The sequence below is a fragment of the Collinsella sp. AF38-3AC genome (assembly GCF_003474365.1).
Lineage (GTDB): Bacteria > Actinomycetota > Coriobacteriia > Coriobacteriales > Coriobacteriaceae > Collinsella.
Genome location: NZ_QROM01000019.1, coordinates 1 through 8,349, shown reverse-complemented (window position 1 = coordinate 8,349; position 8,349 = coordinate 1). Strand labels below are relative to the sequence as shown.

The window sequence follows — 8,349 nt, the reverse complement described above, 5'->3', positions numbered from 1 at the left end:
CGGGGGGGGGCCCCCCCCCCCCCCGCCGATGATTAGCGCGGCTGAGTTCGCGGCCTACAACCGGGCCGTGGCGAAGATCGGAGACGGGGCGGCATCCGACGTGGAGTCCGCCGTGCTCGCATGGTGCCGCGCCCACGGGGCCGCGACCGTGGCCGAGAAGCGCGAGGCCGCGAAGCTCATCATGGAGGGCTTCGTGCAGGGATACGACGACGTCGCGGCGGAGTTCGCGGCGCAGTGGTACGACGACCTCGCCGAGCGCAACGGCGCCAGGCTGCAGCAGGCCGTCACCATAACGACCTACAGGCCAGAATCGGTCGATACCGTTGCCAGATACCAGGCGAAGAAGCTCGTGAAGGGCGGCGACGCGGCGTTCGCCAGGGCGTGCGGCGAGTACGCCCGCAACGACGCGCTGCGCAGCCTGAACGAGACGATCATCTCCAACGTGGGCCGCGACAAGGACAGGGGCGTGCGCTTCGCGCGCGTGCCGACGGGCTTCGAGACCTGCACCTTCTGCATCATGCTCGCGAGCCGCGGCGCGGTCTACCACACGCGCAAGTCCGCCGGCGAGTTCAGGCACTTCCACCGCCACTGCGACTGCAAGGTGGTCCCCGGCTTCGAGGACGACCCGGACGCGGAGCTCGTGGAGGGCGTGAGACCGGAGGAGCTGCGCGAGCGGTGGGCACAGTTCAAGAACATCGACGAGGACGAAAGCCTGACGAGTGCCGGCAAGGACGCGGCGAAGCGTGCCGTGCTCGGTTCGCCTGGGCCTCCAGTCGTGTACAAGAAGCCGAAAGAGACCTTCGCGCACGAGCGCGGCGGGTCCTACGACCTCGCGGCGCACGAGGCGCTTCGGGCGGCCGGTCACGAGGTCGTCGTCCGCAAGGAGGACGCGCCGGAGGGCTTTTCCAATATCGACCTGCTGCTCGACGGCAAGCTATGTGAGCTGAAGAGCCCGACAAGCGATGCGTCTGGCGTCAACGGGCTTAGGTTCATCGAGCGCAATATAAGAAAGGCAGTGCGGCAGTTCGAAAAGGTGGAAGGTGGGCCGGTAAAGCCTTCTATCGTCGTGCTTAACTGCGAGGAAGTCCCTGTGACAAGAGAGGACGCGCTGAAGCGCGTGCGGCTCGAGATGTCTAGGCATGACATCGACCGCGTTATCTTGTTGACCAGGGGCGGGGCCATAGACGACATAAAGAAATAAGCCCCAGGTTAGCTATCCAGCACGCCCAGGGCTTTTTCTAATCAGATTATACACACCTGGCTAGCACAATGGCAGTGCGGCGGTCTCCAAAACCGCTTACCGGGGTTCGATTCCTCGGCCAGGTGCCATCGGGGCGTGGCGGAATGGCAGACGCGCGTGCCTCAGGAGCACGTGGGCATCGCCCGTGCGGGTTCGAGTCCCGCCGCCCCGACCAAAAGTTGAACCAGGCCATCCGCACGGGTGGCCTTTTTCATGCCGAAAAGAGCCCCGCACGGGGCAAGACGATGCCCCGCACGGGGCGGAAATGGAGGGAGCATGGCCCAGGAGACCACGCCCGCCGAGACCGATCCGACCAACCCTGCACAGGGCGGAGACGCCGGTCAGGAGCCCGACTACAAGGCGCTCTACGAGAACGCGCTGAAGGAGTCGCGCAAGTGGGAGAGCCGCTCGAAGGCGAACCTCAAGGAGCTCGACGAGCTCAAGGCCGCGGCACCCAAGGCGGACCCGACCGTGGAGGAGCGCCTGAGCGCGCTCGAGAGCGAGAACGCCGCCCTCAAGGCGAGCGCCGCCCGCTCCGCGCTCGTCGACTCCGTGGCCAAGGCCACCGGACTCGACCGCTCCATCGTGGCCACGCTCAACGGCGAGGACGAGGACGCGCTCACCGAGCAGGCCAAGGCCGTGGCGGCCATCACGAAACCGGCCGGCGGCGCGCCGAAGGCGCCCGAGGCCGGCGGCAAGCCCAAGCCCGGCAATCCCTCCAAGAAGGACATCCTCGGAATCGAGGACAAGAAGGAACGCATGGCGGCCATCGCCGCCAACATCGACCTCTTCAAGTAAGGGGAGAAAGGGGCCCCAATGCCCGATATCAAGACCCTCGCAGCCGCGCGCAACGTCGACCTCGTGAACACCTTCACCAAGTCGCTCGAGAAGCTCACGGCTATGCTGTCCACCTGCGCGCCCATCCACGCGGCCGTGGGCGAGACGCTCCACCAGAAGAAGATCATCGGCAAGCTCTCCGAGGCCGAGTACACCCCCGGCCAGGACATCCCGCTGTCCAGCTACGACTACGCGGACGTCGCGACCTACGAGGTGACGCTCAAGCCCTACCGCAGGCAGACCATGCTGCAGGAGGTCAAGAAGCGCGGCTACGACGGCGCCGTCGACAAGACCGACGCCGCGATGATCTCCGACATGCAGCGCAACATCAAGAAGGACTTCGTCGCCGCGCTCGGCGCCGAGGGCACCACGGCCGCGACCGGCAAGAGCCTCGTGGCCACCGCCGCGAACGCCTGGGCCGCCCTGTCCAACCTCACCGAGGAGTACGGCTTCGGCAGCGGCGAGACCGTCTACTTCGCCAACCCGGTCGACTTCGCCAAGCAGATCGGCGAGTCCGAGGTCTTCAGCGCCTTCGGCATCTCCTACATCGAGAACTGGGCGGGCCTGGGCACGCTCGTGTCCACCGGCTCCGTCGCCGCCGGCACGATCTACGCGACCGTCAAGGACAACATCAAGGTCTACGTCGCCCCGACCGACGGCGACGACCTGTTCGGCTTCTACTCCGACGAGAGCGGCTACATCGCCGTGTCCCACTCGCCCGAGCTCAAGAGCCTGACCTACGACACCGTGGCCTACGTCGGCCTCGTGTTCTTCGCCGAGTACATCGACTTCGTGGTCAAGGGCACCATCGCCCCGACCGCCTAGGCAACCCTAAGGAGAATCCATGATCGCTTTGGTCACCTACCCGTACCGTGACCGCGAGACCCTCGCGGTGCATCTCGTGGGGGAGGAGGTCGAGCTGACCGACGAGCGCTTCGCGGAGCTGTCCGCCGGCGGCTTCGTCGACCTCCCGCCCGCCGAGCCCGAGGTTAGCGCGGAGCCCGTCGAGGACGATGGCGCCGAGGGAGAGGGCGTCGTGGACAACGAGCCCGAGCAGCCCGCGCACGAGAAGTCCGCGAACGATATGACCGTGCAGCAGCTCCGCGCCGCCATCGAGGACGCCGACGGCTTCGCGCCGCGCAAGGCGACCAAGGCGGAGCTCATCGCCATCCTGGAGTCGCTCTAGTGGACGCCTTCGCCACCGTCGCCGACTACGTCGCGCGCTGCGGCCCCGTCGAGGACGGGGACGAGGGCAGGGTCGCAGCCCTGCTCGAGGACGCCTCGGCCTACCTGCGCGGCGCGTACCGGCGACATGTGGGCGCCCGGTACCTCGCCGGCACGAACCCCACGTTCGACGAGAACGTGATGCCCGTCTGCGTGGCCATGGTCGCCCGCGCGGTCAACGCGCCCGGCGCCATGGCTGGCATCACCCAGCAGTCGCAGACGACCGGGCCGTACTCGGCGAGCGTCACGTTCGCCAACCCGACTGGAGACCTCTACCTGGGGCGCTCCGACCTCAAGCGGCTCGGCCTGGCCGGGTGCCGCGTGCGCAGCATCCAGGCCATGACCGCCGCCGACAGGAAGGGGGAGGCATGATTCCGATGCCGGGGATACCGACCGCGACGGTCGCGATCATCGCCCCGATGGCTGGCGATGACCATGCTTAGCCTCATCCCCACGGAGCCGGTCACCGTCGTCCGCCCGAGCATCGAGCGCGACGACCTCGGCGAGCCCGTCGAGGTGGGGGCCGAGCGCGAGGAGGTGCGCTGCGTCGTGTGCCCGGGGGCGGCCTCTGACATGGACGCGACGCGCCCGGAGGGGGTCACCGTGGCCTTCACGCTCCACTTCCCCAAGACCTACGCCGGGAGCCTGCGCGGCTGCTCGGTCGAGGTGCGAGGCGAGACCTACGACGTGGTGGGCGACCCGCAGCGGACGACCGAGGCGGCGACGCCCGGCCCCTTCAACATGGCTGCGGAGGTGACCCGCGCAGATGGCTAGCGTCAAGTTCGGAAAGTTCAAGGCCAACAGGGCGGGCTACAGCGCCGTCAAGAACTCAAGCGCCGTCCAGGGCATGCTCCGCGGCAAGGCCGAGCGCGTGCGCTCCCAGGCCGTAAGCATGGCCGGGGGCAACGGCGAGGTCCGCGGCCCCGCGAGACGCCACCCAGAGGACATCATCGCCTACCCGGGGTCCGAGTACGAAAAGCCGCCGTTCGTGATGAAGCCCGTCGTGCTCCCGAAGAAGGGCGACCACGCGTACATCGTGGCCACGGGTACGAACCACGGGCGCTACAGCGAGGCCAAGCACAAGGCCCTCTCGAAGGCGCTCGGCGCGGCGAGGGGGTAGCGCATGGACATCGAGGCAGTGGTGGCCAGAAGGCTCTCCGAGGCGGCCGGCGTGCCCGGCCGCGTTGAGGTCACCGGGGACACGCCCGAGAGCTTCATCAGCGTCGAGCGGCTGGGCGGGGGAGGCTCCATGTTCGACCCCGTCCAGCTCGCCGTCGACTGCTGGGCAGGAAAGAAGCAGCGCAAGACGGCACAGGCGCTCTCCGAGAGGGTGGGCGCCGCCGTCTACGACCTCGACGAGGAGCCGAACGTGTTCCACCCCGAGGTCACCAACACCTACCGGCAGAACGACCCGGACACGGGCCGCTCTCGCTACATCGTGCAGATCCAGCTGTGGGTCTGCGAGTAGACAAGAAAGGGGCCTGCGAATGGCAGAAACCAACACCAACAACCAGGCGAACGTCAGCTCCGCAAAGGGCGTGAAGGGCGGCTACATCTTCTCCGCGCCCGTGGGCACGGACCTGCCGACCGACATCGAGACCCAACTCGACCCCGCGTTCAAGTGCCTCGGCTTCATCTCCGAGGACGGCTACGTGGAGACGGTCGACGAGGACTCCGACGACATCCCGGACATGAACGGCGACGTCATGGACTCCACCAGCTCCAACCGAGTCGAGTCCGCCCAGCTCACGCTCGCCGAGATCAAGGCCGAGACGCTGAAGCGCCAGTACGGCGAGGACAACGTGACCGACGCGGGCGGCCTCATCACCGTCAAGCACAACTCAGACTCCCACCCGACCTTCGCCTACGTGCTCGAGCTCGTGCTCAAGAACGGCCGACGCTGGCGCAAGGTCGTGCCGAAGGGCAAGTCCTCCGAGCTGGACGACCTCACCATCGCGAGCTCCGAGCTGTGCCAGCGCGCGCTGACGATGAAGTACCTGACCGACGAGCAGGGCAACACCTGCTACGACTACTACGAGTCCACGGAGACCACCAAGGCCGCCTAGGGCCGTTGACGGGCGGGCGCGCCGCGCCCGCCCTTTTGCCGACGAAGAGACAAGGAGCGGCGAATGCCGACTAAGAAGAAGCACGACATCGTCAAGTTCGATTTCCGCGGGCTGACGTTCGAGGTGGATCAGACGGCGTTCGCGTCGCTCAAGATCCAGACGGCCCTCAACCTGGGCGAGCGCGACTCCAGGGTCGCGAACGAGGCAATGGACATCGTCTGCTGCGGCCACCTGGTCGACTACATCGGGCGCATCCCCGACGCCGAGGGCAACGCCCCCGACGAGCTGGGGTGCTCCACCGAGGACTGGGCGGCCTTCACCTCAGCGATGGCGGAGGCCATCTCGGCAAAAAACTGACCGGCTTCGCCCGCGACTGGCTCGACCACCGCGAGGACACGGTGGCTGACTTCAGGCAGTTCTACGGCATCAACCTCCCTCTGGAGGCCGGGGACGAGGACTGCACCCGCTGGGCGATGCTGTGGCACGCGCTGCCGCGCGAGTCGAGGACGGCGAGGCGGCAGAGCCCGGCGCTCGAGTGGAGCGAGGGCGAGTACATGCTCAACCAGGCAGTCTACTATCTCAGACTCCTCGCGTGGAGGCAGTGCACCAAGGACGGCCAGAAGGGGCGGCGCGCCCCGCAGCCGCCGAAGACTCCGGGCGAGAGGGCGGACGCCGAGCGACGCCGCGCCAACGCGGAGCGCTCGCGCGGCGAGATAGACAGGATTCTCGGCATCCCGGAAGGGGGTGTGTAGATGGCGGTGAACGTCGGCTCGGCGTCCGTGACGATCATGCCCACCATGTCGGGCTTCGCTGCGAAGATGGACAGGGAGTTGGGCGGCGCGGGCAAGTCTGGCGGCGCGGCCTTCTCCAAGGAGTTCGGCGGCGCAGCGCAGCCTGGCGGCGGGTTCTTGGGTAAGTTCAGGAGCGCGGGCACGCAGGCGGGCTCTTCCATGGGCGAGTCCGTGGGCAAGGGCATCTCCGCCAAGGGGGCGGCCATCGCGGGCGCGCTCGGCGGCCTCGCCTCGACCATCGGCTCAAAGCTCATCGGCGCGGTACAGGGCCTCATGGGGGAGATCGCCGACGCATCGGACTCCTCGCAGAAGTTCGCGAGCACGCTGAGCTTCGCAGACCTCGATGACTCGACCATCAGGCAGCTCACGGCCTCGACGCAGGCCTATGCGGACGAGACGGTCTACGACCTCTCCGACATCCGCAACACGACGGCGCAACTCGCCGCGAACGGCGTGGACGACTACGCCCAGCTCTCAGAGGCGGCGGGCAACCTCAACGCCGTGGCCGGAGGCAACGCCGACACGTTCAAGTCCGTGGCCATGGTCATGACCCAGACGGCGGGCGCGGGCAAGCTCACCACCGAGAACTGGAACCAGCTCTCGGACGCCATCCCCGGAGCCTCCGGCAAGCTTCAGGAGGCCCTGAAGGCGAACGGCGCGTACACGGGTAACTTCCGCGAGGCCATGGAGAAGGGCGAGATCTCCGCCGAGGAGTTCAACCGCGCCATCATGGACCTCGGCATGACCGACGCGGCCAAGGAGGCGGCCACCTCCACCGCCACCATCGAGGGCGCCATGGGCAACCTCGAGGCGGCGGGCGTCAAGGCGGGCATGGTCCTGCTCGACGCCTTCAAGCCGCTCATCACGGGCGGCATCAACGGCGCGACCGACGCCATCACCGCCGTCACGGACGGCGTGTCGGCCTTCATCGACTCGTGCGCGCGGAACGGCGCGGCCCAGACCCTATCGGACATCATCGGGCAGCTGGGCACCGCCGCGGGCAACGTGGGCGGGGCGCTCGGCAGCCTCGCGCTGTCCCTTCTCGGCGTGGAGCCGTCCGGGGACGCCGCCAAGGACGCGGCGGACGGCCTGAAGAATGCGCTCGACGCCGCGAAGCCGGTCGTCGAGGGCGTCTCGGACGCCACCGGGTGGCTCAAGGACCACGCGAGCGAGGCCGCGCCCTACGTGAAGGGCCTCGCCGTCGCGTTCGCGGCCTTCCGCGTGGCCAAGGACGTCGCGGGCTTCGTCTCCGCCTTCTCGGCAGCCGTGGGCGGCATGGCCGTCACCTCTCCCGCGGCGGCGGCGGGGACGACGGCGCTCGCGGGCGGCGAGACCGCGGCCGGCACCGCCGCTGGCGTCTCGGCGGGCCAGATGCTCGCCTTCGGCGCGGCCGTGCTTATGGTGGGTGCGGGCGTGCTGCTCGCGAGCGCGGGCCTGCTGGTCCTCGCCAACGCGGCCGTCATGATCGCGTCGTCCGGCCCCGCCGCCGCCATCGCCATGGCGGCCATGGTCGGCACGGTGGCCCTGCTCGCCGTGGGCGCCGCCGCCCTCGGCCCCGCCCTCACGGCGGCCTCCGTCGGCATGGTCGCATTCGGCGCGGCCATCGCCCTCGTCGGCGCGGGCGTGCTGCTCGCGGGCGCGGGCATCCTCGTCCTCTCGACGGCACTCCCCGCGGTCTCCATGTACGGGGTGTCAGCCGCGGTGGGCATCGCCGCCCTCGGCGCATCGATGCTCCTGCTCGGCCCGGGCGCCCTCGTGGGGTCGGCGGGGCTCCTGGCGCTCTCCGTCGCCACGGTCGCCGTGGCGACGGGCGTGGCGGCACTGGCTGTCTCGGCCGTCATGGCGGGCGTCGGGCTCCTGCTCCTCGGGGCCGGAGCACTCGTGGCGGGCGCGGCGCTCGCGCTCTGCGAGTTGGGAGCGCCCCTCGTTGCCGCGTCCGTCATGGTCATCGGCCCGGCTTCCATCTTCGCGGGGTCGGGCCTCATCCTCCTCGGCGCGGGGGCCATGGTCGCCTCCGCAGGCGTCATGCTCCTCGCGGGAGGGGCGACCCTCGCAGCGGGCGGCGTCACGCTCCTCGCGGGAGGCATGACCGCCCTCGCGGCGTCGGTGACCACCGTGGCCGCGGGGCTCAAGACGTCCGCCACCTCCCTTAAGACCATGGGAACGGCGATGCCCAAGGTGGCCTCCGGTG

General features: G+C 69.0%; 12 protein-coding genes and 2 tRNA genes. All 14 read left to right on the top strand.

What is annotated here, in order from left to right; translation table 11 throughout:
• The coding region (locus DW029_RS11355; protein ID WP_233543851.1) for a hypothetical protein at window positions 1-1,201 on the top strand (1,201 nt) is incomplete at its 5' end.
• A gap of 54 nt (window positions 1,202-1,255) precedes the next feature.
• Window positions 1,256-1,329: transfer RNA gene (locus DW029_RS09485), tRNA-Trp, on the top strand.
• A 1-nt stretch (window position 1,330) separates the two neighbouring features.
• Window positions 1,331-1,415 (top strand) — tRNA-Leu (locus DW029_RS09480).
• Window positions 1,416-1,516: 101 nt separating this feature from the next.
• Complete coding sequence (locus DW029_RS09475; RefSeq protein ID WP_118345932.1) at window positions 1,517-2,038, top strand: hypothetical protein; 522 nt, start codon at window positions 1,517-1,519, stop codon at window positions 2,036-2,038.
• Between the two features lie 18 nt (window positions 2,039-2,056).
• The gene (locus DW029_RS09470) at window positions 2,057-2,902 is read left to right on the top strand and encodes a hypothetical protein (RefSeq protein ID WP_118099355.1); all 846 of its coding nucleotides are present in this window, start codon (window positions 2,057-2,059) and stop codon (window positions 2,900-2,902) included.
• Window positions 2,903-2,921: 19 nt separating this feature from the next.
• Window positions 2,922-3,263, top strand: a complete 342-nt coding sequence (locus DW029_RS09465; protein WP_118345931.1) for a hypothetical protein — start codon at window positions 2,922-2,924, stop codon at window positions 3,261-3,263.
• The gene (locus tag DW029_RS09460; protein WP_118345930.1) at window positions 3,263-3,673 is read left to right on the top strand and encodes a Gp19/Gp15/Gp42 family protein; all 411 of its coding nucleotides are present in this window, start codon (window positions 3,263-3,265) and stop codon (window positions 3,671-3,673) included. The genes DW029_RS09465 and DW029_RS09460 overlap by 1 nt, the downstream gene beginning before the upstream one ends.
• A gap of 63 nt (window positions 3,674-3,736) precedes the next feature.
• On the top strand, window positions 3,737-4,075 hold the full coding sequence (locus tag DW029_RS09455; protein ID WP_147351915.1) for a hypothetical protein: 339 nt from the start codon (window positions 3,737-3,739) through the stop codon (window positions 4,073-4,075).
• Complete coding sequence (locus tag DW029_RS09450; protein WP_118345928.1) at window positions 4,068-4,421, top strand: hypothetical protein; 354 nt, start codon at window positions 4,068-4,070, stop codon at window positions 4,419-4,421. The genes DW029_RS09455 and DW029_RS09450 overlap by 8 nt, the downstream gene beginning before the upstream one ends.
• Window positions 4,422-4,442: 21 nt before the next feature.
• Window positions 4,443-4,769, top strand: coding sequence for a hypothetical protein (locus tag DW029_RS09445; RefSeq protein WP_147351914.1), 327 nt, complete (start codon window positions 4,443-4,445; stop codon window positions 4,767-4,769).
• Window positions 4,770-4,788: 19 nt separating this feature from the next.
• Window positions 4,789-5,367, top strand: coding sequence for a phage tail protein (locus DW029_RS09440; protein ID WP_118345926.1), 579 nt, complete (start codon window positions 4,789-4,791; stop codon window positions 5,365-5,367).
• A 63-nt stretch (window positions 5,368-5,430) separates the two neighbouring features.
• Complete coding sequence (locus DW029_RS09435; protein ID WP_118345925.1) at window positions 5,431-5,724, top strand: hypothetical protein; 294 nt, start codon at window positions 5,431-5,433, stop codon at window positions 5,722-5,724.
• A 41-nt stretch (window positions 5,725-5,765) separates the two neighbouring features.
• Window positions 5,766-6,119, top strand: a complete 354-nt coding sequence (locus tag DW029_RS09430; protein ID WP_118345924.1) for a hypothetical protein — start codon at window positions 5,766-5,768, stop codon at window positions 6,117-6,119.
• Window positions 6,120-8,349, top strand: a 2,230-nt coding sequence (locus DW029_RS11535; RefSeq protein ID WP_199582633.1) for a tape measure protein, incomplete at its 3' end; no start/stop codon positions are given.

Excerpts from the sequence above, each read along its gene's own strand:
- DW029_RS09475 (WP_118345932.1), top strand. The coding sequence starts at position 1,517 with ATGGCCCAGGAGACCACGCCCGCCGAGACCGATCCGACCAACCCTGCA.
- DW029_RS09470 (WP_118099355.1), top strand. The coding sequence starts at position 2,057 with ATGCCCGATATCAAGACCCTCGCAGCCGCGCGCAACGTCGACCTCGTG.
- DW029_RS09465 (WP_118345931.1), top strand. The coding sequence starts at position 2,922 with ATGATCGCTTTGGTCACCTACCCGTACCGTGACCGCGAGACCCTCGCG.
- DW029_RS09455 (WP_147351915.1), top strand. The coding sequence starts at position 3,737 with ATGCTTAGCCTCATCCCCACGGAGCCGGTCACCGTCGTCCGCCCGAGC.
- DW029_RS09450 (WP_118345928.1), top strand. The coding sequence starts at position 4,068 with ATGGCTAGCGTCAAGTTCGGAAAGTTCAAGGCCAACAGGGCGGGCTAC.
- DW029_RS09440 (WP_118345926.1), top strand. The coding sequence starts at position 4,789 with ATGGCAGAAACCAACACCAACAACCAGGCGAACGTCAGCTCCGCAAAG.
- DW029_RS09435 (WP_118345925.1), top strand. The coding sequence starts at position 5,431 with ATGCCGACTAAGAAGAAGCACGACATCGTCAAGTTCGATTTCCGCGGG.